This window comes from Chloracidobacterium sp. (assembly GCA_016711345.1).
In the GTDB taxonomy this organism is placed as follows: domain Bacteria; phylum Acidobacteriota; class Blastocatellia; order Pyrinomonadales; family Pyrinomonadaceae; genus OLB17.
This window is the reverse complement of sequence record JADJTD010000001.1, coordinates 601,287-626,231: the sequence shown is the minus strand read 5'-3', so window position 1 is coordinate 626,231 and position 24,945 is coordinate 601,287. Positions and strand designations below refer to the sequence as shown.

The following is a 24,945-nucleotide window of genomic DNA, read 5'->3' as shown; positions in this document are numbered from 1 at the left end:
AAAAACTCAAGATAAGGCCTTGGCAGTTTATTGCCTGGCCGCTGTCGCTGCCGATAAAGCGATCTGTCCGTTGGTTGTTATTACAGACGGATCTCCTTCGTTGAACATTATGCTTTCAAAGACTAGCGGCGATACGGAGCCCGGGGCTCCGACCGCCGTGAACTTGAGGTTGAGAAGCAACCCGTCGCTGTCGATCGGATATGCTCCGTACATAACTACTCTCAGCAGTCCCGGCTCTATAACATTTGTCACGGCAAAAAGACCTCGGCTCGCAGTGCCGGTTAGATCGACCGGCTCGGCTTGGGGCTGTATCACTTTGGCGTCGTACCTGAGATCGAACCCATAGGCGATGATCTCTTTATTTGCCGTGCCCTGAATCGTTACCGGAATAATGACTTCGCCTTCGGTTACCTCAGCTTTTGGCAGACTAACGTCGACTGATCGCCCGCCTTGTCTGCTGGTAACATCGCGAGCCGCCGTTGGCAGCCAATTTCCGGTGACGTCACCGATCAAAAGTCCGACAAAATCCTGATCCGCAATATTACTCGTAACCGACGAGTACGTTCTGGTTGTAGGCGACGCACCAATTGGGAACGTCGGGCCTGGCGGAAGATAAAACTTCCATTGATTTGTGTTCCCAATAGGTGATCCGACACCTGCGACAAAACGGGCGATAAACGCGGCGTCGTTTGATGAAAGAGTGCCATTGTTACTCACATCGGCTGTTATCTTTTGGTTGTCACTCGTCAACGCAAGCACCCCCGCAACGTGTTGAGCGATCCTAGCCGCATCGAGTGACGAAATATTGTTCTGTCCTGTTGTTTTTGAGAGGGATACGGTGTAGGATCCCGCACCGAATCCACTTAGTGAGTAAGAGCCTTCACCTATTCCGGGTGCTGCCGTAGTTGTGAAAACACTCGGTGACCCGGTTCCGGTAACCGTAGCGTTTGAAATGAACTTTGGCGGAGCTGCAGCATTTCCATATGTAACAGTACCATTAACCGCAACCGGGGCAGCGCCGAGATCGTAATCGTACATTCCGCGGCCATGTGTGGAAATTCGCAAAATACGGCTGGTGGGTTGGATTGCCATACCATAAACCGCCACGCGTGGCAGACCGTTGTTGAACGGTATCCAGTTTGCGCCGCCGTCCGACGATTTAAAGATACCGATGTCGGAGCCTGCGTATAACGTATTAGTATCTAATGGATCGATGACAAACGCGTTCACAGGCGTGTCCGGGATACCGTTTCCGGACGCGACCCACGTCGGGCTGCCGCTCAAAAGGTTTGTCGTTTTCCAGACATGCCGTCCATCGGATAACCCAAACCCGTTTAAGGTCACATATGCTATGTTGGCGTTGGTGGGATCGATCGCGGTACGGCCCACATATCGTGCCGAAGACGCTATAGCCCCAGTCACGGTTGTCAATGTGTTCGCACCCGGAGCGGTTTGAAGAAGGACTGCTCCGCCACTGGTGCCGACCAATCGAATATCGTCATTCTGCGGAGCGATCGCAATCGCACTGATACGCGCCGAGATTCCTGCAGAACCGACGACGGTCATCGTAGCTCCCTGATCCGTTGAACGATAAAGTTTGTTCGTGCCGAAATAGAGAGTGTTGCCGATGCTTCCGGAAACTGACGGACCGCCGACCATAGGTGCGTAAAAAAGTACAGGGTCGGAACAGACGATGCCGTTGGCAATTGCCCCGCTGCCGCAACCAAAAAATTGGGACCAGTTCGGGTCGCCCGGCGGAACAGTTGTCAGAGCGCGAGCAAAGCCGATCTGCGTATTCGATTGATTAAAATATGTATGATAAGCAACTACGTTTGTTGTGTTTGGAGCGGTCTGATCAATTACAGAAAACCCTCCGTCGCCACCGTCAGAGCGGATCCACTCGAGGCCGTCAGGAGCAAGAAATTGAGTGCCGTTGTCTTGTGTGCCGCCAAGCGTATAGTTTCGATCGGTTGGGTGAACAGAAATCCCCATAAACTGAGTGGCGCTGAACGTCGTGTTGTTCAGTGTGGTCCACACTATCGGCGAAGCGCTGACGTTTGTGGTTCTCCAGATTCCTCCGTCACTACCAAAATAAACGATATTCGGGTTTGAGGGAGCAACGGCGATCGCCTGCGTGTCAACATGGAGGCCGCTTGAACTGCTCGCAAAGCTCGTGCCTCCATTCGTCGAACGTCCAAACACCAGTGCAGGTGAGCCGCCTAAATAAACCTTGTTTGCATCGGTCGGATCGACGGCTATCGCTATATCGTAAAAACACTGAGGGTTGCAAAAGCCGGTGTTCGAGACCAGTGTGAAGGGGTTGCCATCCATTGATTTGTAAACAGAGCCATTACCTTGCCCGGAAGCCGCATAAACTGTCAGTGTTGAGGTTGCGTGAGCAAGCTCAACACGAGACTGATTTCCGGTTGCGGAAGTCGCCAAAAGCTGTGTGAAAGTCGGAGCCGCGTCGAGAGCGTTTGCGCTGGAATAGACACCGCCATCAGTTCCCGCAACTCCTAAAACACCGGTATAGATTCGGTTTGGATTAGCAGGCTCCATAACGATATCGGTTATAGAGCGATCTGATATGCCAAGACTCAGCTTAGTGAACGTCGGATTCGCACTCATCGCATTGGTCGTTCTGTAAAGTCCCAGAGCCGGCAACACTGCTCCGGATGTAGTGCCGCCGATCCCTGCTACGCCGACTGTGGTCGCTGTGAAAACTACGTTGGGGTCTGTCGGATGAACAAGGACCTCGCTTATCGCGCGACCGGTAAAAACATCGGCGTTGGCAGCATTCTTATTTAGCGCGTCCGAAATAACAGGTGTCGTGTCGGCATTTGTGATGCGGTAAAGCCCAACGCCGATATAGCAGCCGCTGCCGCAAAGCGTCGACTCGCCCGTGCCGACAAATATCGTTGTTGGATCCGAAGGCGAGATCGCAACCGCGCCGATAGCAAGCGTAAGGGTATTATCCATCAGCGGCGTCCATGTAGTGCCGCCGTTCAACGAGCGATACAACCCGCCCTGAGCGGTGCCGACATATACGATATCCGGATTTGTTGGATGTACGGCGATCGCCGAGACTCTACCGCTATAGGACGTACTTGCATTAACCGGTATCGGTGCCGGTCCTATAGGAGCCCAAGATGCTCCCTCCGGTTGGTTTGCATCACGACGCTGTCTTTCAAGTTCCCGCTCGCTTTGCTCCATTTCAAGGATCGAATTCGTGCGCGAATCCTGCTCCGCAGTGTCGAAACCACGCAGCAGATCCATGTGTGCGATGCGGAGAGGAAGATACTCTTCGAGACCGATCTTAGCTCCCATTGGCGGACGGTCAGGATCGCCCTCGTCAAAAAACTTCCCGATCAGGTCATTGGAGGCAATAAACCAAGTTGAAGCCCCGAGAGCTACGAGAATGAGCAACAAAAGCAAAAGACGATTTTTTTTCATAATATCCTCTGAAAGTTATTTACTGAGCGGCGATCATGTCCAAACTCAGTAGTTGATCCGTGACGCTTATCGTTAAGGGTGCAAATGCCCAACCTCGTGATTCGACGTTTATTGTGTTGGTCTGTCCTAACTGAAGATTATCAAATTTATAATAACCAAATCCATTGGAAACTGTAGAACGAGTAAATCCCGTCGTGTTATCTGTCAATATGACGCGGGCATTCGGAATGCCTTGTCCCGTTGCGCTAAGCACTCTGCCAGTAAGTTCGGCCTCATTTGGCGTCGAGGCTAACAATTCAACTGCTCCATTCGTTGTAAGCGTTCCTGATTCGACTTCATTGAACATAACTCTCTCCCATGTAAGCGGCGAGACCGAGCCAGGTGCTCCGACTGCCGTGAACTTGAGATTGAGCAGCAATGCGTTGCTGTCGATCGGATATGCTCCGTACATAACTACTCTTAGCAGTCCCGGTTCTACAATATTTGTGACTGCAAAAAGACCGCGGCTGGCGGTTCCGGTTAAATCGATGGGCTCTGTCTGAGGCTGTATCACTGTCGGGTCATATCGGAGGTCGAACTCATACGCAATGATCTTTTTATTAGATGCACCGTTAATGGAAACTGGTATTAACACTTCAGTATCAGTGGGAGCCGAAATGCGAGGCAGGCCTATATCTACCGAGCGCCCTGTTGAACTTGTTGGCTTGGCAGATGTAGGTGTCCAATTGCCCGTGACGTCACCTATCAGCAATCCGACATAATCCTGTCCGGTCTGAACACCGATCGGCTCTACGTATGACCGTGTTGTAGGTGATGAGCCAACAGGGAATGTCGGCCCCGGAGAAACATAAAATCTCCACTGGTTTGTGTTTCCGATCGGTGCGCCAATCCCGGCCGCAAATCTAGCGATCAGAGCCGCATCGTTTGATGAGATAGCGCCGTTGTTACTGACGTCGGCGGTTGCCCTCTGATTATCGCTCGTCAGATTTAGGATGCCGGCGACCTGCTGGGCGATCCTCGCTGCATCGAGCGATGAGACACCGTTTTGTCCCGTTGTCTTGGTTACGCCGATCGTGTAGTTTCCTGGACCAAATCCAGTCAATACATATTGTCCGGCTGTTGCGCCGGGAGCATCTGTCACTGCTGAAATGCTTGGCGACCCTACCGTGCTGGCAACAGTCGCATTTGAAATGAATTTCGTCCCCGAATTCGAGTTGCCATATGTTACCGTTCCGTTGATCGAAGGCGAAGGAGTTGGCGATGCCGGAAGTGCAGTCGAGGTTGCTGTCGGTGTCGGCGTATTTGTTTGAGTGTTAGTCGATGTACTTGTCGGCGTGAACGTCGGTGTATTTGTCGCGGTGTTCGTTGCCGTTGCCGTTGGAGCAGTTGTTGGAGTTGCCGTCGGTGTAACGCTGGGCGTTCCGATCGGACCGAGCGGCAGAGGCCAAGCAAAGGCTCCGCGTCCGCGTGTCCAGAGCGAGAGCGTCGTGCTGCCCCGGTCTATCGACATATCCCAGATCATAACGGCGGGTAGTCCGTTGCTGAACCGAAACCATTGAGGCGATGCCGCAGTGATGTCGTTGGTGAAATAAAGTCCGAAATCCGTACCGGCAAAAACCTGCTGCGGAAAATTTGGATTAACGATTATCGAATCGACCGGAATGTTTGGAAGGTTACCGCTCTTATCAAGCCATGTGAACGAAGCACACAGAGCCGTGCAGCTTACTTGAAAAACATGGCCGGGCGTTGTCGGTGTATTCAAATTAAAGCCGCCAACTGCAGCATATCCAACAGGAACGTTAGCAGCCGGAACACCGGGGCTTAGCGCGACGCCGAGGATCGGGCGATTTGGCAACACCGCGTTCGAACCGGTAACGTTGATCCAGTTGCCTTGATTTGCGACGCCAGTGCCAAGGTTAAACCCGATCTGCACATTACCATCGTTCGTGCCGACGATCGCGACACTTTGAAATTTGGGCGAGTATTTTACCTGAGTGATAAATGAACGATTGCCGAGCGTGCCCTTAGTTAGATTTTGCGTCGTCGGGTTGTTTGTGATGTACCAGAAGACAGAATTAGTGGCATTGGCGTTGGCCGTGACGGTCTCGAAGACCCGGGTGGTTGCAGCGAGCAGGCGACCGCAGCCGTTAACACAATCGTTCCCGCCGGGAATGCCGCCGCGGAAAAGGTTTACGGGGAGAATGAACGACTGTGTATCGCCGGTCCAGCCACCCTGCACGCTCTGCCAAAGGGAGCCAGAGTTGGTGCAGTTATTGACGCAGCGGCTCAAGCCGCCGCTGTTGTTCCCTTGGAAGAAGACCGATTGATTGGTGCCCGTCTGCGTCATTCCGCCCTGTGTAGTTGCACCCAGCGTACCAGAGCCATTGAAAGACAGGTTTGCACTGTTACCGTTGACGAACTGAATTGAGTTGCCGCCCGCCCCCTGCACGGTCGCATTGATTGTGACACTCGAAGCGCTGCCCGTAGCATACGCGATGGAGCTAACATCAGCGTTGACGGCGCTGCGAATATTGGTCGCTGCGGTGGTCGAACTCGTGCCTACGGAGACTTGACCGGTGCCTGCCCGCGTTGATGCCCAAGTGAAAATCTGCCCGGCGATGTTAAATGTCTGACCGATAGTGCCTGCCCCAGTGACGGTTACGGCGCCCTGCGCGGCAGTCGTTCCCTGACCGACTGAGTTGATCATTCCCGAAAACCCATCGCCTCCGAGTCCCATTTGCCATTGAATGGCAGTTGGAGCACCACCTGAAAAAGTTACCGAACTTGCTCCGTTATCCTGGGCGCCACCGACGGCCTGCGGCGTAGAGCTGGTTGCAAAATTTCCGCTTATATCGCCCGAATAAAATTCGATCGTGTTCATACCAGTGACCATGTTCACCCAGGTCGGGCGAAGTGTGTCGTTAGCCGCAGCCGAGGCATTTGACGTCGAAAAAATTCCGCCGTCGCTGCCTTCGAGCAAGATGTCCGATGAGCCGTTCACGAATGCCAATGCGTGATGATCTACATGGACGACGTGGTTAGAAAGTGCCGTGCCGGTATATCCGCAAGTGACATTGTAAAACGCCGAACCCGTTCGCGTGGCGAGCCACGTGTCATACGTGTCCATGAAGATGCGGTCAGGATCATTCGGATCTACAACGAGTCCCTGGTCGTACCAATTCTGGTTGTAATCACCGCTGCCTTCGACACTGGATCCAGTGCTCGCAGTTCCGCCGGTATCGCAATCGCGCAATGATGGACCGGATGAGCCGGTCATAAAACTCCAGGTCGTGCCTCCGTCGATGCTCGACCAAACGCCAAGCTGACATCCCGCCGCGCCGCAAGAGCTTTGAGTCGTAATTGAGCTGACCTGAGCGTAAATGTAATTCGCGTTACTCGGGGCCACGGCGATGTCGATGCGGCCAAGCTGATTGCCTGTTGTCGAATTAGCATATGCAGTTCCGGAACCCGCGTTCAATAACGCTCCGCTCGGGTAAGGGCTGCCCGGATCGTTGCCAAAAACAAACCCGTTGTCATTGCGCGAAATAAGTGTCCAATCCGTCGGACAGCCGCTGGCGGGAACTGTACTTTTATAGAGTCCGTTAGCGCCGTTTTGATTTAGATCGACTTGGACCGTCGTTGCAAAACCGCGCGGGCCGACAGCGGCGACGATGCGCGTCACGCCGCCGCCCATATTGCTTAATTCAAGTCCCGTCGTGTCCTGCCGCTGTGTGCTGAAACTATTTGTCGCGCATGGGCCCGTCCAATTTGTTCCGCCATCATAAGAAAGGAAGATGCCTTTCTTTGTGCCGGCAACCACTCGGTTGCTGTTGTTGGGATCGACGCGAACTTTTCCGACGGCATCGTATTGAGGAAATTGTCCGGCAGGCTGAGTGTAAGCCGGACCGAAAACGCTCGCTCCAAGCACGGTCCAAGTCGCACCTGCATCAGTTGATTTGAGAATGCCCTGACTTCCCATCGAGAACGAACCAAAACGCAGGTCACCCGTTCCGGCGTAGATCGTGTCGTGGTTATTAGGATCGATAGCCAGCGTTCCGACGCCGGTTGTTGAAACGAGCGGATCGTCGGTCATCGATGTCCAGGTGGTTGCCGCGCTGCAGCAGTTCGTCGTTTTCCAAACGCCACCGCCGTTGCTTGCAATGTATGCAACGATCGAGCCCTGCGTTGTCGTTGTCGGATCGATGGCGATGGCATTAACGCGCCCTTGCGTGACGCCGTAATCGTAGCAACCCGCGCAGCCTGTCATGCGTTTAGGTTTTGGCCCGAGCGCTGTGAAACTATTTGGGTCGAGCGCCAGCGGTGAAGCTGCGCGGTTTTCTGCCGCGATCTGTATTCCTGCCGGAACGGCGCGTTCGACTTGAGCATCTTGCTGGACGGCCTCGCGCAGCCATTTGGGATCGAAACGCCCGGTCGGATAAGTCAGGCGGTCATTCCAAAACTCCTCGACCTTGAGCGACATCTCATATTTCGATTTGCTCTTTTCTTCTTTGGTTTTGACCTTGATCGGTTCAACAGGTTGTTCAGCGGAACTCTGTGTTCCGGTCAGACTCGCTTCCAAAAAGACGAAAGCCGTGGCGAATAAGCCACGGCAAAAATAATCCCCACAATGAGCACCAGCGCCGCAAAACCCAAAAACGCCGCCGAACGAAGCCTAACCTTATATTGCATAGGCAATTATTGCCTAAACAAGGCTCGAAACTCAAGTAGTCAGTCTATCGTGCCGATCACCGATAATGATAATAAGGCAGTTGTGTTGATACTGTTCTCCGGACGTGCGCCGGTGTTAGTCCAGTTGCCGGTAACTTCGCCGATCAATATACCAATGAAATCCTGATTTGTCAGAGTGCATGCACAGGAATATTCTCGTGTCGTTGGCGATGAGCCGATGGGGAACGTTGGATTTGGAAGGAAGAACTTCCAAATATGCGTACGTCCTATCGGGGGAGCAAATGACGCCACAAATCGTGTGATGAATGCGGCGTCTTGCGATGAAATGATTCCATTTCCCGAGGTATCTGCAGCTATTTTCTGCGTATTGGTAGTCAGTGTAAATGTTCCAGCGTTATGCTGAGCTATCCTCGCCGCATCGGCGGAAGCGATGCCATTCTGTCCGCTCTCCTTGGCCACGCTGATCGTGCAAGGCGCCGTGCCCATTCCGGTAAGCACATACTGTCCGTTTGCGTCCGTAACGGTGGAAGTTACCGACCCGTCTGAACAAACAGCAATAACCGTAGCATTCGTAATAAATTTCGGCTGTACCGGTCCGGTTCCATAACTAACCGTACCGCTGATAAAGGGCGTTTCCGTCGGCATCGCGGTGAAAGCAGATACGGTCCCAAAGAACACAAGTCCAATGGCCAAGCCGATTACTAATGAAAAAACACGCGATATGAAATGATCTCGAACCTGCTTCATAAAAACCTCCCAAAAACGCTCTTGTACCGCTTGATATGGTCAGTATATACCTTTTTTGATTACCGTCAAGAGCTTAGTTGGACGTGCTCTTTGAGATCTTCTACATGCGAGCTAAGTCGCTCTAACGACTAAAATCCGTAACCGATCAGCCAAGCTAACGCATTTGGGTTGAAGCCATTGGCCGGACGTGCGCCGGTGTTTGTCCAGTTGCCGGAGACCTCGCCCATTAAGAGCGCGGAGTAATCTTCGCCGGTTAGGTCGCCTGTGATCGACGAATATACTTTGTTGACCGGAACGAACCTCCAAGTTCCGGTTACGCCGAATGGCGGTGAACCGGCGACGTATCGCGCGATCTGTGCCGCATCGAACGACGATACGGTGCCGTTGTTGCTGACGTCCGCCACGACTAGCTGCGTCGCATTCAACACGCTGATGCCGACTGCGTGCTGAGCGATCCTTGCCGCGTCAAATGACGAAATGCCGTTCGCTCCGCCGGTCTTTGTCGGAGTGATCGTGTACGAACCCGCTCCAAATCCCGTCAGCGAATACTGCCCCGCAGCCGGTCCCGGAGCTCCTGTGGTTGTCGAAACGATCGGCGAACCGTTCGCCGTGATTGTGACGTTCGAAACAAATCGCGGCGTCGGCGCGCCGATTGCGTTGCCGTACGTGACCGTTCCGCTGATAACGGGCGGCGTGTTCGTCGTGGCGAATGACAACACAGCGCCGAACGACGTTCCCTCTGCGCTGGAAACTATCGCACAGAAATAATATGTCGTCGCCGTCGCGAGGCCTAAGATCGATTGCGAGTAAGCCTGAGCAGAGCTGCCCGAACCTAGATTCGATCCGCCGCTCGACGGAGCGCGTGTTCCAAACGTGTCGTTGCAAGTTCCCGGATCGGTCGCCGAATAGCGGAACCAACCCGTCGCCGAAGAGCCGTTCGGATTGCCCGAACCATTCAATTGTGCGACGGCATTTGTCATTCCAGTCGCTGCCGAAGTCGTCGCACTTGGAGGCAGCGGAGTTGTGAATTGTTGAATCGAACCAAAACTCGTCCCGACCACATTTTGAGCGATGGCGCAGAAGAAATAAGTCGTGCCTGCGCTCAAACCCGTAACGCCGCGCGAGTATGCGACCGACGAAGTTCCGCTGCCGACCGCCGTTCCGCCTGCCGCCGGAGAGCGTGTTCCAAAAGTATCGTTGCAAGTTCCGGGGCTGACCGTCGAGTATCTAAACCAGCCTGTCGTCGCGTCGCCGTTCGGGTTTGCCGAGCCGTTCAAAGTCGCCGCCGTGCCCGTCAGGCTCGAAGCGCCGTTTGTCGCGACCGTCGGAGCTGCCGCGAGCGTGGTAAATGATAGCACCGCTCCAAACGAAGTTCCGATGCTGTTGTTGGTGATCGAGCAGAAGTAATACGTCGTTCCCGCCGACAGAGCGCTCACGCCGAACGAGTAGGGAACCGAAGCCGTTCCTGAGCCTAACGAAGCGTCGGAAGCGCTGCTCAATGGCGCGCGCGTTCCAAAGCTGTCGCTGCACGTGCCGGGATCTGCTGTCGAATACCGAAAGTGTCCAAACGCCGCGTCGCCGTTCGGGTTAGCCGAGCCGTTCAGCGTCGCCGCGCTCGATGTCAGCCCGGTCGCCGCCTGTGTCACCGCCGCCGGAGCGTTTGGCGTAGTAAATGACAGCACCGTCCCAAACGCCGTGCCCTCTGCGTTCGCGGCAATTGCACAGAAAAAGTAAACCGTCCCCGCCGAAAGCCCGTTTATCGGCTGCGAATATCCTTGCGATGAATTGCCCGCACCAAGCGCACTGCCGCCGCTCGAAGGAGCGCGAACGCCAAACGTATCATTGCAAGTTCCCGGACTTGTCGTACTGTACCGGAACCAGCCCGTCGTCGAAGAGCCATTTGGATTTGCCGAGCCGTTCAGTGTTGCACCCGCTGCCACAACGCTGGTCGCTGCGGATGTTACAGTCGTCGGAGGCAAAGGCGTAGTAAATTGCTGCACAGTTCCAAATGCCGTGCCGATAGAATTTTGAGCTATTGCACAGTAGAAGTAGGTTGTTCCCGAGCTTAGTCCGGTTATCCCTTGCGAATACGGAACGTTTGAATTGCCCGAACCAAGCGATGCCCCGCCGCTGGAAGGAGCTCGTGTTCCAAATGTGTCATTGCAAGTTCCCGGACTGACAGAAGCATATCGAAACCAGCCGGTCGTTGCCCCTCCACCCGGATTAGCGGAACCGTTCAAGGTTGCAGTTGTTCCGGTCAGATTTGATGCGTTATTTGTTGTCACCGTCGGTGGGTTGGCTGCGGTCGTAAAACTTAGAACGGTGCCAAAAGAAGTTCCGATGCTATTGTTCGCGATCGCACAATAGAAATATGTAGTAGCCGACAAAAGTCCGGTGGCTCCAAAAGAGTAACCAATGGAACTTGTTCCTGAACCTAAAGAAGCATCCGACGCACTGCTCGCCGGAATACGCGTACCAAAGCTGTCGTTACAGGTTCCAGGATTTGTGGAAGAATAACGGAAATGTCCAAACGTAGCATCACCATTCGGATTTGCTGAGCCGTTTAGTGTTGCGGAATTTGATGTCACAGATGTTGTAGCCGATGTCGCAACTGTCGGCTGAGCGAGCGTTGTGAAAAAGAGCAAAGTTCCGAAAGATGTTCCTTCGGTGCTCGCGCTTATCGCGCAAAAGAAATATGTCGTACCGGTGGCAAGTCCTGTAATCGGTTGCGAGTAAGCCTGTGAAGAGGTGCCAGAGCCAAGAGCCGATCCGCCGCTCGAAGGAGCTCGAATTCCGAACGTGTCGTTGCAACTTCCCGGACTCGTCGTGCTGTATCTAAACCAGCCCGTTGTCGAAGATCCATTTGGATTAGCCGAGCCGTTCAATGTGGCGGTTGTGTCAGTTATGCTGCTCGCCGCTGCAGTCGTCGTTGTTGGCGGCGTAGGTGCTGTAAAGGCCACTATCGTACCAAAGCTGGTTCCTACCGCGTTTTGCGCTATCGCGCAATAGAAGTAGGACGTTCCAGGAGTCAATCCGGTTATTCCTTGCGAGTATCCAACGGTCGAAGTTCCTGAACCAAGCGCCGATCCGCCGGCTGAAGGAGCGCGTATGCCAAATGAGTCATTACAAGTTCCTGGACTGGTTGTGGAATAACGGAACCATCCGGTCGCCGCCGTTCCGCCGGGATTTGACGAACCGTTCAGAGTCGCGGTAGTTCCGGTCAAATTTGATGCATTGTTTGTTGTTGCCGTTGGAGCAGCCGGAAGAGTCGTTAATGACAAGACCGAACCGAAAGATGTGCCGATACCATTATTGGCGATCGCACAAAAATAATATGTTGTTGCGGGTAAAAGTCCTGATATGCCGAATGAGAAAGCTACCGGAATTGTCCCTGAGCCCAACGATGCATCTGATGCACTGCTTGTAGGCACACGCGTTCCAAAACTATCGTTGCATGTTACAGGGTTGGTTGAAGAATAACGGAAGTGTCCGAATGAAGCGCTGCCATTTGGATCTGCCGAGCCATTAAGCGTGGCTGAATTTGACGTGACGGCTGCTGCGGTCGATGTTGATGTCACAGGTGCGTCTTGAGTTGTAAATGACAGCAAGGAACCGAAAGACGTTCCTTCAGTGCTTGAGGTAATAGAACAGAAAAAATAAGTGGTTCCAGCAGACAATCCTGTTATAGATTGCGAGTAAGGCTGCGAAGAGGTGCCAGATCCAAGATTAGATCCGCCACTCGTAGGAGCTCGAGTTCCAAATGTATCGTTGCATGTTCCAGGGCTGGTCGTACTGTATCTGAACCATGCGGTAGTCGTCGCTCCATTCGGATTGCCTGCGCCGTTAAGCGTCGCTGAGGTGTCGGAGATGCTGGTTGCCGCAGTAGTAGTTGCAGTTGGCGGCAGTGGAGTCGTGAATTGTTGGAGAGTGCCGAAGCTTGTTCCGCTTGAATTCTGTGCAATCGCGCAAAAGAAATAGTTTGTTCCCGGAGTCAGGCCTAAAATATTTTGCGAATAGGCAACGGATGAGTTTCCGGCGCCGAGTGCTGATCCTCCGGACGAAGGAGCGCGTGTGCCAAATGAATCGTTGCATGTGCCAGGACTGGTTGTTGAATAGCGAAACCATCCGGTCGTTGACGCTCCGTTAGGATTTGCACTTCCATTCAATGTTGCAGTTGTGCCTGTTCGATTAGATGCGGCGCTGGTCGCCACTGTCGGCGGCGTGGCTGTCGTGGTGAACGTCAATACTGAGCCAAAAGATGTCGAAGTTGAGTTTCTTCCTAATGAGCAGAAGTAATAAGTTGCACCCGCTGAAAGCCCGCTGATCGCCCGCGAGAAAGGCACTGATGACGAACCTGAACCAAGAACAGAGTCTGATGCACTAGAAGCTGGTGCGCGAGTGCCGAAGCTGTCATTACATGTTCCCGGATCGGTGGTGCTGTAGCGAAAATAACCAAATGCTGAAGTTCCATTCGGATTTCCTGTGCCATTTAGATTCGCTGAGCTTGATGTTACTGATGTAGCCGCAGTTGTTGTCACTATAACAGTCGGAGCTTCGACACGGAGAAACAGTTCGCCGCTTATAATAACGAGTGATGGAGTGCATCCTGCGCAAATGCCGTTTCCGTTAACCGTGACGGATGTTGGCGTTCCCGCTACGGATGCAGTTCCGCTTTTTGCGATGAGTTTGTAATTAGCCGCAGATAGAGGCACTCCGCCGTTTGCGACGGTGACTGTGACGGGATTACTGGTTTGGAGTGTGAGGGTTCCGGATTGGGTGACGGTTAGCGGTGCGGTTGAGCCGTTGAATGCGGTGAATTGGAGCGGGCTGTTTGCGGCGGTTGTCAGGCCCTTTGTGCTGCTGGTGTAGATGCTGCCGGTCGATGTTGTTCCGGTTGCTCTTAATGTTTGTCCGCTGGCGAGTGTGAGTTCGGTTGTCAGCGCTGTTACGTCGAGGATGCCGTTCGCTCCGATCTCGATGACGGGCGAATTTGATATTGAACCTGACGCGATCAACGCCAGCGCTCCGCCGTTGATCGTCGTATTTCCTGTATAAGTGTTGACGCCTGAGAGCGAGACTGCACCTGTCGCTCCTTCGAGCCTTGCGACGGTAAGCCCCGCGCCTGCCGATCCTGAAATGATCCCGCCAAAAATGTAGTTGCCGTTGCCGCCGATCGTGACGGTGCGTGTCGCGGCTCCGAGCGGCATGTTGTTGCTGAACGTCATGTCCGCCGAGCCGTTTGACGTCGGAACGGCCGAGGTCAGCGCTCCGATCTGGAAGTTGCTGTTGACGTTAATGCCGCCGGGAAATTTGCCGGTGAAGTTAACGGGATCGGATGCAGCGATGGTGCCGCCGTTGATGGTGAGCGCGCCGCCCGAGCCCATCGCGTTCGAGGCACGTGCGACGAGCGTGCCGTTATTTAAAACAAAGCCTCCGCCAAACGGCCCGCCCGAAGTCGCGAAAACGCCTCCGCCATTAAGACTAAAGCCGACCGTCGCGACGTTTGACCAAAGCTGCTGCCCTGCGTCGAAGGTCTTGCCCGCGCTGACCGTGATCGGATTGATCGTCGAAGCCGTCCCGCCGATGCGTCCGCCGGAAGATGTGATCGTGAAATTCTCCGTAGCATTAATGCCGCCGACCGAGATCGTTCCGCCAGCAGCGATGCCGTTGGCTATGGCGAAGAACGCGGTGTTGCCCGCCGTAAAAGCTGTGTTGAACGGCCCCGCGACGCTCGTTCCCCATCTGACGTCGGAAAGCACGCTACCGTCGCTCGCGAAGTATTGATTGGCGAGCGGCGAGTTCGGTTCGGTGTTTTGCGGCGGCGTGATGCCGAGGAATTCGCTGACCGGCGAAGTGAAAGCGGAGACGGTGCTTTGTGAGATCGTGGCGAAAGTGACTGCCGCTCCGACGATCAACATAAACGCCGCGATTCGGATCACAGCGGAACGGGAAGGGAATTGGCGGTTGTTCATGATCGACACTTCTCCGGCTTCATCTGATCGGGCAAACGCCGCTACGTTTACACATGCGGAAAAGCATTGCTCGCAGGTCTTTCAGGGTGAAAATTGATTTAGAGAATTTATAAGACAGTATCAATCTAAAGTCAAGAAAAGCCGCTCCTGTTTAATAGTTCGGTTTGGAATTCTCTGTGTCCTTTGTGCCTTCGCTCTGTGTGCTCTGTGTTAAAAAAAACCGACTAAACACAAAGGTCCCTGAGGAAAAGACACAGAGAACACAGACGCGTGATTTTTAAAAACTGCCCCTGTCATCGCTTTTTTTGGAAAGCCGCCGCGATTAAATGTGTTTAATTTACACAACATAGGATCGGTGGAATCGGTGGGCTTGCTAAGAGAACCAACGATTTCGCCGAAAGGGCTGCGAACAGGGTCGCAGCCTTTTTTTTATTTGACGAACGAGCCGTTCACTAAATACGGGCGTTGATCTTATTCTTTGGAAACTTTCAGTTATTCGGCGTGTCCTTCAAAAGGCAAATTCGTTGGGCTAGCTTTATCGGTTCGACGTAAGCCAAAAAAGGCTGCGACTCGGGAGGTTGGCAGCCTTTTTTCTTTTGGATGGGGCAACTATTCACCGTAGGGACCAGCAAATGAAATACGGAGTTTTCCTTTTTCTTTCATCAAAGCCAATACGAGCCACGTAGGCGTCGTCACGCTATATACCTTGGCACCGGGGTGTTTACATACTAAAGCATGGTCACCCGGCCCTGCCTTAACGACATAGCCAAGCCAATCACTCTTGGCATATCTGTTAAATTCCTTTAAAAAGGCAGGGGTTGATTCGATTTTTTTTCTTGTAATGTACTGAAGTGCTTCGGTTATTACCTTTTCCATCCGACGGAGCATCCGAAAATACGATTTCTGGTCAAGCAACTGATCGTTGTCAAGCAGCTGACCATCACGCTCCAGGGCATCAAGTTGTTTTTGAATACGCGGGGGAAATGTAGATTTGAAAGGGTCATAGTCACCTTTGATTCCACGCCCATTATCATACATGAATGCCACAATCATCATGTAATGAAGGTTCATCTCCGTACTGTAAGCTCGGACAAGCTCTCTGGATGACAGTTGCAGTTTCTTTCCCTCACCATTTTCTGCATCCTTTTCAATTTCCCTACGCAGACAGGAAGCGAAGTCACGCACAAAAAATTCGCGTATTAGCGGAGTCATATCATGCGTCTGCTGCAGACGTTTAACAAACTGCTTGGCAAACGCTTGCACTTCGCGTTTTTCTGCCGGTGTGACGATTATTTCGCCGTCCGACATTTCTTGGCCATTAATAACGCCCAATATTAGGGACACCAACAACGCTGCATAAATAAGTCTGCGTTTCATTACTAAGGAGAATACCAAACTTTTATGCCGAGCGGCAGAAAAAAGGCTGCCCTCTCGGACAGCCTTTCATTTTCAAAATTCACTTTCACATCACGGCAAAAAGCCGAGCTGTGAATTTGTGCCGGGGAAGTTGGCGAGATTTGGGAAGATCGCGTTCAATGTCGGCGTGTCCTGAGGCAGTCCGAACCATTTCGCCAGCACGGCAGCGTATTGATCGACCGATGTTGTCGGTATCCAGCGTCCGCGGGCGCTTGTGCCGGCATTAGTCGTGTCGTCCAAGCCGCCGACCGTAAGTGTCGGGAAATAATTTCCCGTTCCATCAGGCCGCAGGCTGCCGTAAAAATCGCCGCCCAAAACCGAGCCGCCCATTACGAACATATGATTTCCCCACGCATGGTCCGTTCCGACGATGGCTCCTGTGCCGGCCGGCGTGAATGTGCGTCCAAAATCCGAAAGCGTAAACGTCGTGACATCGTTCGAAATGTTCTGGGTGACCATTTCATCGTAGAACGAACGCATCGCCTGGCTAAATTGGCTGAACAAACTGACCTGTCCGCTCAATTCGCTTTCGTGATGGTCGAACCCGCCGATCTGCACATAAAATATCTGCCGGTTGACGTTCAGATCCGTTCGTTTTTTGATCAGCCGGGCAACCTGTTTTAGCTGGTTGCCGATGCTTGTATTCGGGAAGGTCACAGTCACTTCCTGAAACGATTGCAGCGCGCTATTCGCCTGCATCGCCAGATCGGTGACGTGGCTCGCGGCTGCGACATAATTTGACGAAAGGTCCTGCGCACGCAACGCGTTGAAGGCATTAAGTCTCGCAACGGATGCAGCAGAAGTGTTAAAACCTGCCGGATTCAAAACTCCCGCAAGCGAAGTGCCAGCGTTCGCGATCGCAAGCGGCAGCGTCGTCTGCCCGGCCGTGAAAAGCTGCGCGCCAGAGATCGAGGTGATCATCGGTATAAGCCCGTTAGGGTTTTGTGTGGCCGTCATGGTGTCCGATATTCGGCCGCCCCAGCCTGTGAACGCCTCGGTATTCGCGATGCTTGTTTGGCTCTGAGTCACCTGATCGGAGTGTGAGAAAAGCTGGTAGGGCTTTTGGAACGAGGAGCTTTGATACTGTGCCTTGGTCAATGGCCGGACAAGTGTGCCGACATTGGTAACCACAGCAAGTTTACCCAAATTGTAGAGCTCGTGGATGCCTGGATTGATCGCATTAGTAGCAGCGGGACCGAGGCTGGGATGCAGTCCATAAGACAGCGGCTGGTTCTGGCTGTCTCTAAACCTAGGCACCGCGATCGGCAGCAGGGAATTCTGCGGCAGCGCCAGCGTTGATGCACTGCGGACGCTGGCATAGTTTGCGTATGTGCTGAGTTCGGGAATGCTTGTATCGCTGTGATTCGGGATCACCATGTTGTTGCCGTCATTTCCGCCGGACCAGTACAAGAGAACGAGAGCTTTGTAGCTGTCTCCGCCTGCGCTCTGGCTATCTATAACACTCTGAGCCATTGCGCTCATCGAGCCGAGATATTGCATTTGAGTGGCCAGCGATACCATTCCAAGTGCGCATCCGCCTGTTTTCTTCAAAAAATCGCGTCGTGTTTCTTTCATTGTTTTTACCTCTGCACCTGATATTGCGATGATGTTGCTACTAGATAAACGGCCTGCCGTGCACGGCCGAGCGGATCGGAACTTGCGACCGCAGTTACGGCGGTCAAGATCGTGCTCTTCATTGCCGCAGACATTGTGCCGTGCAGCATCCGACGATTAAGCTCGTCGACAAGAAGATTGCCTGTGCTGTCGGCAGTGCTTAGTGCCTGTAGATCGGAAAAATCTACTGATGTGCCGTTTGGAGCGTTTGGCGTAGCTACTGCGATCGCCGGATTTGTGAAGCAAGTTCGGTTTACAAAATTAGCTCTCTGTATTGAGGTGCCGGTTGTCATGATCGCGAACTCCGGCCCAAGCATTGCCGTTCCTGGTATCACATATCCGGGCGGGAAGAAATTGAACACGGTGGGCGATTGAAACGGTACCTGGCCCATTCCCGAAAATTCGCCGCGGGCATAAACGTAGCCGTCGCTCTGAGACAGGCCGTCTGCCGACCTGACGTTTAGAGATCTGTAGAGATTTGTCGCGAACTGTACAGGTTCACGCAGCTTGCCGTAATTCGGATCGGTCTTGACGTCGCCGCGAGCCTCGGGGTCGAGCAGGATTGCCTTGACCACCGCTTTCATATCGCCGCGAACACCGGAGCCATTGTTATTGAAAACAGCGGCCACACGTGCCACATAAGCCGGCGTTGGATCGCTCGTAACCATATGCTGAATCATTATTTTCGAAACGAATGGCCCGGTATTCGGATGATAGAAAATATTGTCCAAAGCCTGGTCCATTGAGTTATTGGCATAGGTTGTTATCGCTGTTCCTGTGCATCCCGTGCAGGCGGCAATGTTCTGATTTGTCACACCAGGATAAGTCAGAAGTGTCTTTGCCGTTAGATCATGGTTGCCGGTATTGAGCAGCATCGGGTCGATGTAATTCTGCGCTCCCGCTGCCCGGTTGGGGCAAACTGCCGTGGTCTCGCAAAACGACCAGCCCGTTAGAACCTTCGTCAGGTTGTTTACGTCGTCTTGATCGTAAGTCGGAATTGGGTTATTTAATCCGTCAAGCTGAAGCGTTCCATCCTGATTCAGCATAAAGAGCCCTACAGTGAAAAGCTGCTTTATCTCGCGTGCATAATTTTCATTCGGATTGTTCTTCGTGCTCGACGCCATGCTTAGATAAGCACCCATTGTTGGACTGAGCGTCATCTGCTTCATCAGATTGCGATAATTGCCGAACGCATTATTGGAAAGTATCTTGTGGTACTCAACAATGTGCCTTCCTTGCTGAATATCGACGCCGGATGTGACCCATATCTGAGCTAACGCCCAAGCCACGCGATGACGTAATTGAGCGTCGCCGTAAAACGCTTCCTTAAAGAACCAGGTTTGCGGCTGGTACATTGAATAGGTGTCACGGTTGCAAGTAAGCGGCACGTCGATCGGATTGCCATTTGTACCGGTATTGTTGTTGTCACAATCCGGCTGTGCGCTGCCCGGTTTTAATGGCTGATTAGGATATGGGTTGTTTACCGAAGGATAACTTGCAGCAAATTGTTCGGCGAGCCATCCACGTACGCCAATACGACGAACTCTGGCATCGAGAGCGTACGTTGGCCCAAATGTGGCTTGTTCGAGAAACCGCATTCTGTCGCCCGACCATCTGTCACCGACATAGTTCTGAGGTTCGGTGTTCTCGTATTGTTTAGCAGAGTTTGAATTGTTGGGGCTGAAAGGAGTTGGCCTTGCATTATCATCGTCGGCCGGGCCGCCGCCCGTTTGTCCAAGTCCAAGCCTGACGCGGTTGCTTCCCATGCCGCGCCAGGTAAGCTGCATTAGCAGATCTCCGTTTGCGGACGGTTGCGGCCAAAAGCCAACATCATCCGTCAGTTTGATGGTGACAGCATATATCCCGCGAAAGTTGGTCGACGTGAAATTGACGACCGGAAACCTGTATCGACGACCGAGTGCATCCGTACCGTAAACACGAAAAGCGTTCGAGCCTTCGTCCGGCATCAGCAAGAGATTTGTTACGAAAAGAACCACTCTGGCATGCGGATCGAAAGCCCGCGATTCTATTTGCGACAAATCAACCCGACTAAGATCACTCTCTGGGATCGCAAGTGCGCGAGTCGATCGTGTCTGACTCACCAGTATCGGAGTCGGCGAGTTCGGGTCCGGATCAACCTCTGCGAACACTCCGAGCGTTCCGAAAATAATCAATGCTGCCGCTGCAAAAATCCGCAAAATTGCCAGCGATTCTCTGCTTTTCATACGATCCCTCCTGTAGGCAAAAAAAGTGAAATGATCAGGTCTGTAGAAATTGCTAAAACAAAACCGGACAGTGGAGCCATTGCCCGTTAAATCTTGTTATACAAGCTACTATAACCTAAAGTACTCAACTAATACAAGCATTACTTTTTTGGATGTCAAAATACAAATGGCCCCTTTTATCGTTAGACGATTGCTGTAGTTGCATAGTTGATAAATAATATAAGTACATTACCTAAAAAATAATTTTCCGATGCCGCACAGCTTATTTATAGACATACCCGAAAATTTTAGTTTTCGTTCTACGATCTACAGTCATGGCTGGTGCGAGCTTGCGCCGTTTGAGATAGATCTGGAAAATTGGCGGCTGAGTTATGTTTTTAATGAGGGGAAAACAAGAAAACCCGTTGGTTCATCCATTTTTGAAGAAGCTGGAAGGCTAAGGATCGATCTGGATCGAAAACCTGCGAATGAAAAGAAGATTGTTGCTGATGTGCGTCATTTGCTTAGGCTTGATGACGACATTGGCGGTTTTTATGAATCGGTCGCAGGCCACGACAGACTGGACTGGGTTGTAGAAAGGCGTGCCGGCCGGATGCTGCGTTCGCCAACCGTATTCGAAGACCTCGTAAAAACGATCTGCACGACGAATTGTTCCTGGGCTCTAACAAAAATTATGGTCTCGAACCTCGTCGAAAAACTTGGGTCAGTCGGAACGCAGGCTGGCAGCTTGCGTGTAAAACCACCAAACAGACGGCGAAACGCGTTTCCCACGCCCGAGGCAATGGCCACCGTTTCAGAAGATTTCTACCGGACTGAGATCAAAGCCGGTTACCGAGCGCCGTATTTTGTCGAACTGGCCGAAGCGGTCGCCGCTGGAAAATTAGATCCACAGAATTGGCTGACCTCAGATCTGCCAACACCTGAATTAAAGAAGGAAATGAAAAAGGTAAAGGGCGTCGGCGACTACGCGGCCGAGAATCTGCTAAAACTTGTCGGTCGCTACGATGGCCTCGCTCTCGATTCGTGGCTCCGCTCGCAATTCTATAAAAATCACAACAAAGAAAAAGTGTGCCCGGACAAAAAGATCGAGAAACACTATAAAAAATTCGGCAAATGGCGCGGGCTCGTCATCTGGTGCGACATGACAGAAAAGTGGATAAATTGATCACCACTCGATTGCTTCTAGGGCTTCCCGTTTAGAAAGTCGTTTATCATCGGGACGATCGTGGTCATGCGGTCCATCAGGGTGACGTGGGTAGTGCCTGGCAAAATGGCTAGTCTCGATTCGACGCGCGGGTGCATGTCTGCGTGGGTATTGCCGCCGCCTTTGAGGCGGTACATTTCGGCGATGTGATCGATCCGCACACCGTCGGCGTCGCCGTGGATGAAGAAGAACGGAGCTTTGGTCGCTTTGAGATTGTCGGCTCCAAAGTCATATGGCCTCATCGCTGCCGCTTTGATGTGATTGAAAAACTCCGGAAAGCTGCCCGGCACCGGGTTCAGTTTCTCCCGTTCGGTTGCGGCAGGCGTGCCTTTGAACATCTCCGCCGTGAAATTGGGCCACGCGTCGTTTCCTTCTTTGACCCATCCGTCGCGGCGGATCGGGGCTGAGATGCTGACGACCTTTCGCACTTTTTCGCCGTGGCGGATCGCACAATTCATCGCGGCTCCGGCGCCAAGGCTGTAACCGACGAGGTCCGCTCGCTCGATCTTCAGATAGTCGAGCAACGCAGCTACATCATCCCCGAGGTTATCATAGGTAATGTCGCGTTTGATGTCGGCGGTGCGCCCGTGGCCCTGCATTTCGACGGCGATCACTTTCCGCGTTTTAGCGAGTTCATTGACCCACAAACGCCAGTCGTCCGTTATCGCCATAAACGCCCCATGAAGCAGCACCACCGGTTCGCCGCTGCCCTGGATCTCGTAATACATCTTCAACCCGTTAACCGGCGCATACCCCTTAACCGGTCTCTGCTGCCCCGATGCGATACAAGCTAGGAACATCATCATAAGAATCGTCACTACAAAAGCTTTTGTCTTCATATTTGGTCTCCAATAAGAATTTCACCACAGAGTCACAGAGGACGCAGAGAAAGGCAAAACCGAAAAGATATTACGAATAATTTCCAAAGATACATCTATAAAACCTCTGTGCTCTCTGTGTCTCTGTGGTGAATAATCCTAATCTTCCTCTATCTGAGGAGCCCCGGTTTTTACGTCGCCGTCGCGCGTATAGGTTATGACGATGTTGCCGTTTGGCGAGATCAGGCTGTCGGTTACTTTGAAGGACGCCGGGATCGTGCCGTCCTGGAAGAGGCGTTTTCCCTCACCGAGGGTTATAGGCATTATCATCAGTTCCATTTCATCGACCAGATCATTCTTGAAAAGCGTCTGGAGCAGATCCGCGCTTCCAAATACGTACAGATCTGGCCCGTCGGTTTGTTTAAGTTCGCGCAACTTTTCCGCAAGGTCTCCGCCTAAAAAGACCGTCGGCTGCCAATCGCTGGAGTCGCGTGTGTTCGAAGCGACGTACTTCGTCGCGGTCATGACGTTCGGCCAGAAATGCGAATGCGTCGGCCAATACGGCTCCCACATATCAAACGTCTTTCGCCCCAACAGCAGATCGACAGGCTTCGCCAGCCGCCTCTGTATCACTTCCCCGGATTCCTCGTCCGTATATCCGAAAAACCACCCTTCATACTTAAACCCGTCCTCCGGGCTCGACTGTATGACCCCATCGATCGTCATGAATTCCGCTGCAATTATTTTTCTCATTTTCTCCTTTCTGTATTCAATGGGTTAATGGCGTCTGGGGCGAAATGAACAACGTATCTTCACCTTCTTCGTCAAAAGCAGAGGTCCAGCAGTAAACCTTATCGTTATCGTCATTGGTTATTTCCAACACCTGATGGTGTTTATCCACGAAGCTGACAGCAACATCCTTTCCGACCAAAGCCTTCCAAAGTCCTGAGTTACTCATGTCTTGGATAACAGGAATTGGTTCGTCAAAGAAGCTAACTTTTGAAGTGCCTACTGAGTATTGAACAGGTTCAGAACACCAAGAGATGAAAGTGCTTTCCCCTTGCTCGTCAATTAGACGGATTTCGCGATCAATCTCGTGAATTTGGGTGGAATCAATTTCATCGAGATGCTGAGCGTCCGATTCGAAGATTTCGTAAAATACTTGGGATAGCTTCATTGATCAGTCTCACCCTTTTATTTTTTGAGCATCGAACCCAAATCGTATTGCCGCCTCGAGAACGTCGGTGTTTATATCTTTTAGAGTTTTGAATCGTATGCAATACCCGGTCACGGTTGCTTTGCCAAGGGTGCTGGCGTATGTTTCGGTCAGGTATTTGTTGTCTTCGATGCCAAGGATATAGATGGAGATCCCGGTTTTGTTTGCGCTCAGGCCGATCTGATAGAACTCGCTGACCGTCCCGTTGGCGTATTTGTGAGGGCGAGATCCGTAGCCGATATCCGGATTCGTAACGACCTTACCTTCGCTGTTTTTGCCGTCGGAGAACCACAATTTACATTTCGGATCTACTCCCAAAATGAGTTCATGCAACTGCTGCATCTCACTACGTTTTGGCTCCGGGTGGCTCGCGATGTGCTGTTTGATCTGTACTTTTACGTCCATATAGAAATAAAGATTGTTTAGCCACGAATTACACTAATGGCACGAATTTTTTATTAGTGATATTCGTGTCATTCGTGGCTAAACCTTAGCTTTCTTTTGATGTCGCGAGCACTCCATCGAGCGACTGGTAACTCATCTCCATTCCATCCGTCATGCCGGTCGAAATGGCCGCATCGCGATCCGCCTTCGAAGCGAACTTGATCGAGGTCGCCACGTTCGTGATGCCCTCGGTCTCGTTGAACGTGACGGTGATGATCGACGGCTCATCTCCCATAGATCCAAATTCACCGTCGCCCGGGTCGTAGTACTGCGTATGTGCGATCTTCGAATGCAACGCGACCTCAAGCATCTCTCCCGTGAACCCAAACTCCATGCCGTCCTCTTCATTTCGCCAGCGCCAGCGATACTTCCCACCCACATGAACAGCCATCTCGCACACCGGCATCGACCATCCGGGCATGGCCGTTAGCCAACGACGCATCAACGCGGGCTCGGTATAAGCCTGCCACACCAGATCGACCGGCGCATCAAAGCTCCTTTTAACCAACACTTCACGATCTGACGGCGTGCTTACTTCTGCAGGTTTCATTGTTTCACTCCTTTTTCTGATAATGCGGCGAGCAGTTCTTCAAGATAGTTCAATGTCATAGTAAATCCTTCTTTAAAGCCCATTTCGATCATCTTCTCCAGGCGCTCAAGTGATTCGTTGTAGATCGAAACACTGACCGTTGTCGTTCCATCCTGTTCGCTGAAACTCAGGTCCCAATCAGAGCCCGGCAATTGCAGGTTTTCGTCCGCGTCCGAGAAAGCGGTGAAGAACTTGAAATTAGTTTTTGGCGTAATGGACGTATATTTTTGAACCGCCCAACGCTCTGCTCCCTCGGGGCTGACCATCGCGTAAAATCTCCGCCCGCCTTCTCTGAATTCCATAACCTTAGTGCGTGATGCAAACGGTTTCGGCGCCCACCACTGGTCGAGGAGTTCCACTGTTGTATATGCGTCCCAGACCAAATCGCGCTCCGCGCTAAACTCTTTTGTGATCAAAACCGTTTTCGTCTCTTTGTTGACAATAAACTCCATATTATTCCTCACAGATTTTCTTTTCTTCCTTTGCGGTCTTCGCGGCTTTGCGGGAAATCCCCTCCCGCCAAGTCGCAAAGCCGCAAAGGTTAAGCAAAGAATTCCG

Annotated in this window: 14 protein-coding genes; 1 reads left to right on the top strand and 13 read right to left on the bottom strand. The window is 52.4% G+C overall.

The features are described 5' to 3' along the window. Positions 1 to 27: 27 nt before the first annotated feature. The 7 genes from IPL32_02760 to IPL32_02730 all read right to left on the bottom strand — a co-directional run bounded on the left by IPL32_02760 (position 28) and on the right by IPL32_02730 (position 20,116). The gene (locus tag IPL32_02760; GenBank protein ID MBK8464726.1) at positions 28 to 3,453 is read right to left on the bottom strand and encodes a hypothetical protein; all 3,426 of its coding nucleotides are present in this window, start codon (positions 3,451 to 3,453) and stop codon (positions 28 to 30) included. Between the two features lie 19 nt (positions 3,454 to 3,472). Then, complete coding sequence (locus tag IPL32_02755) at positions 3,473 to 8,032, bottom strand: carboxypeptidase regulatory-like domain-containing protein (GenBank protein ID MBK8464725.1); 4,560 nt, start codon at positions 8,030 to 8,032, stop codon at positions 3,473 to 3,475. 149 nt (positions 8,033 to 8,181) lie between these two features. Continuing rightward, positions 8,182 to 8,889, bottom strand: coding sequence for a hypothetical protein (locus IPL32_02750; GenBank protein MBK8464724.1), 708 nt, complete (start codon positions 8,887 to 8,889; stop codon positions 8,182 to 8,184). Positions 8,890 to 9,017: 128 nt separating this feature from the next. After that, positions 9,018 to 14,861 carry a hypothetical protein gene (locus IPL32_02745; protein MBK8464723.1) on the bottom strand — a complete coding sequence of 1,948 codons (5,844 nt, stop codon included), beginning with the start codon at positions 14,859 to 14,861 and terminating at the stop codon, positions 9,018 to 9,020. Between the two features lie 609 nt (positions 14,862 to 15,470). Next, the gene (locus IPL32_02740; GenBank protein ID MBK8464722.1) at positions 15,471 to 16,238 is read right to left on the bottom strand and encodes a hypothetical protein; all 768 of its coding nucleotides are present in this window, start codon (positions 16,236 to 16,238) and stop codon (positions 15,471 to 15,473) included. A gap of 90 nt (positions 16,239 to 16,328) precedes the next feature. Beyond that, positions 16,329 to 17,852 carry a DUF1501 domain-containing protein gene (locus IPL32_02735; protein MBK8464721.1) on the bottom strand — a complete coding sequence of 508 codons (1,524 nt, stop codon included), beginning with the start codon at positions 17,850 to 17,852 and terminating at the stop codon, positions 16,329 to 16,331. Between the two features lie 5 nt (positions 17,853 to 17,857). Beyond that, entirely contained in the window at positions 17,858 to 20,116 is a 2,259-nt protein-coding gene (locus IPL32_02730) for a DUF1800 domain-containing protein (GenBank protein ID MBK8464720.1), read from the bottom strand. A 250-nt stretch (positions 20,117 to 20,366) separates the two neighbouring features. Here IPL32_02730 and IPL32_02725 point away from each other — a divergent pair, with 250 nt between their 5' ends. After that, positions 20,367 to 21,281 (top strand): DNA-3-methyladenine glycosylase 2 family protein, encoded by a 915-nt coding sequence (locus tag IPL32_02725; protein MBK8464719.1) that lies wholly within the window; start codon positions 20,367 to 20,369, stop codon positions 21,279 to 21,281. Positions 21,282 to 21,298: 17 nt separating this feature from the next. On the opposite strand, the gene IPL32_02720 is transcribed toward IPL32_02725, so the two are convergent. The 6 genes from IPL32_02720 to IPL32_02695 all read right to left on the bottom strand — a co-directional run bounded on the left by IPL32_02720 (position 21,299) and on the right by IPL32_02695 (position 24,851). After that, positions 21,299 to 22,120, bottom strand: coding sequence for an alpha/beta hydrolase (locus IPL32_02720; GenBank protein ID MBK8464718.1), 822 nt, complete (start codon positions 22,118 to 22,120; stop codon positions 21,299 to 21,301). A gap of 177 nt (positions 22,121 to 22,297) precedes the next feature. Continuing rightward, positions 22,298 to 22,891: a dihydrofolate reductase family protein gene (locus IPL32_02715; protein MBK8464717.1), complete on the bottom strand. Its 594-nt coding sequence runs from the start codon at positions 22,889 to 22,891 to the stop codon at positions 22,298 to 22,300. Positions 22,892 to 22,907: 16 nt separating this feature from the next. Next, entirely contained in the window at positions 22,908 to 23,315 is a 408-nt protein-coding gene (locus IPL32_02710) for a hypothetical protein (protein MBK8464716.1), read from the bottom strand. A gap of 9 nt (positions 23,316 to 23,324) precedes the next feature. Then, on the bottom strand, positions 23,325 to 23,759 hold the full coding sequence (locus IPL32_02705) for a DUF1801 domain-containing protein (GenBank protein ID MBK8464715.1): 435 nt from the start codon (positions 23,757 to 23,759) through the stop codon (positions 23,325 to 23,327). A gap of 85 nt (positions 23,760 to 23,844) precedes the next feature. Then, the gene (locus IPL32_02700) at positions 23,845 to 24,348 is read right to left on the bottom strand and encodes an SRPBCC domain-containing protein (GenBank protein MBK8464714.1); all 504 of its coding nucleotides are present in this window, start codon (positions 24,346 to 24,348) and stop codon (positions 23,845 to 23,847) included. Beyond that, complete coding sequence (locus IPL32_02695; protein ID MBK8464713.1) at positions 24,345 to 24,851, bottom strand: SRPBCC domain-containing protein; 507 nt, start codon at positions 24,849 to 24,851, stop codon at positions 24,345 to 24,347. Before IPL32_02695 ends, IPL32_02700 begins: the two co-directional genes overlap by 4 nt. Positions 24,852 to 24,945 lie beyond the last annotated feature (94 nt).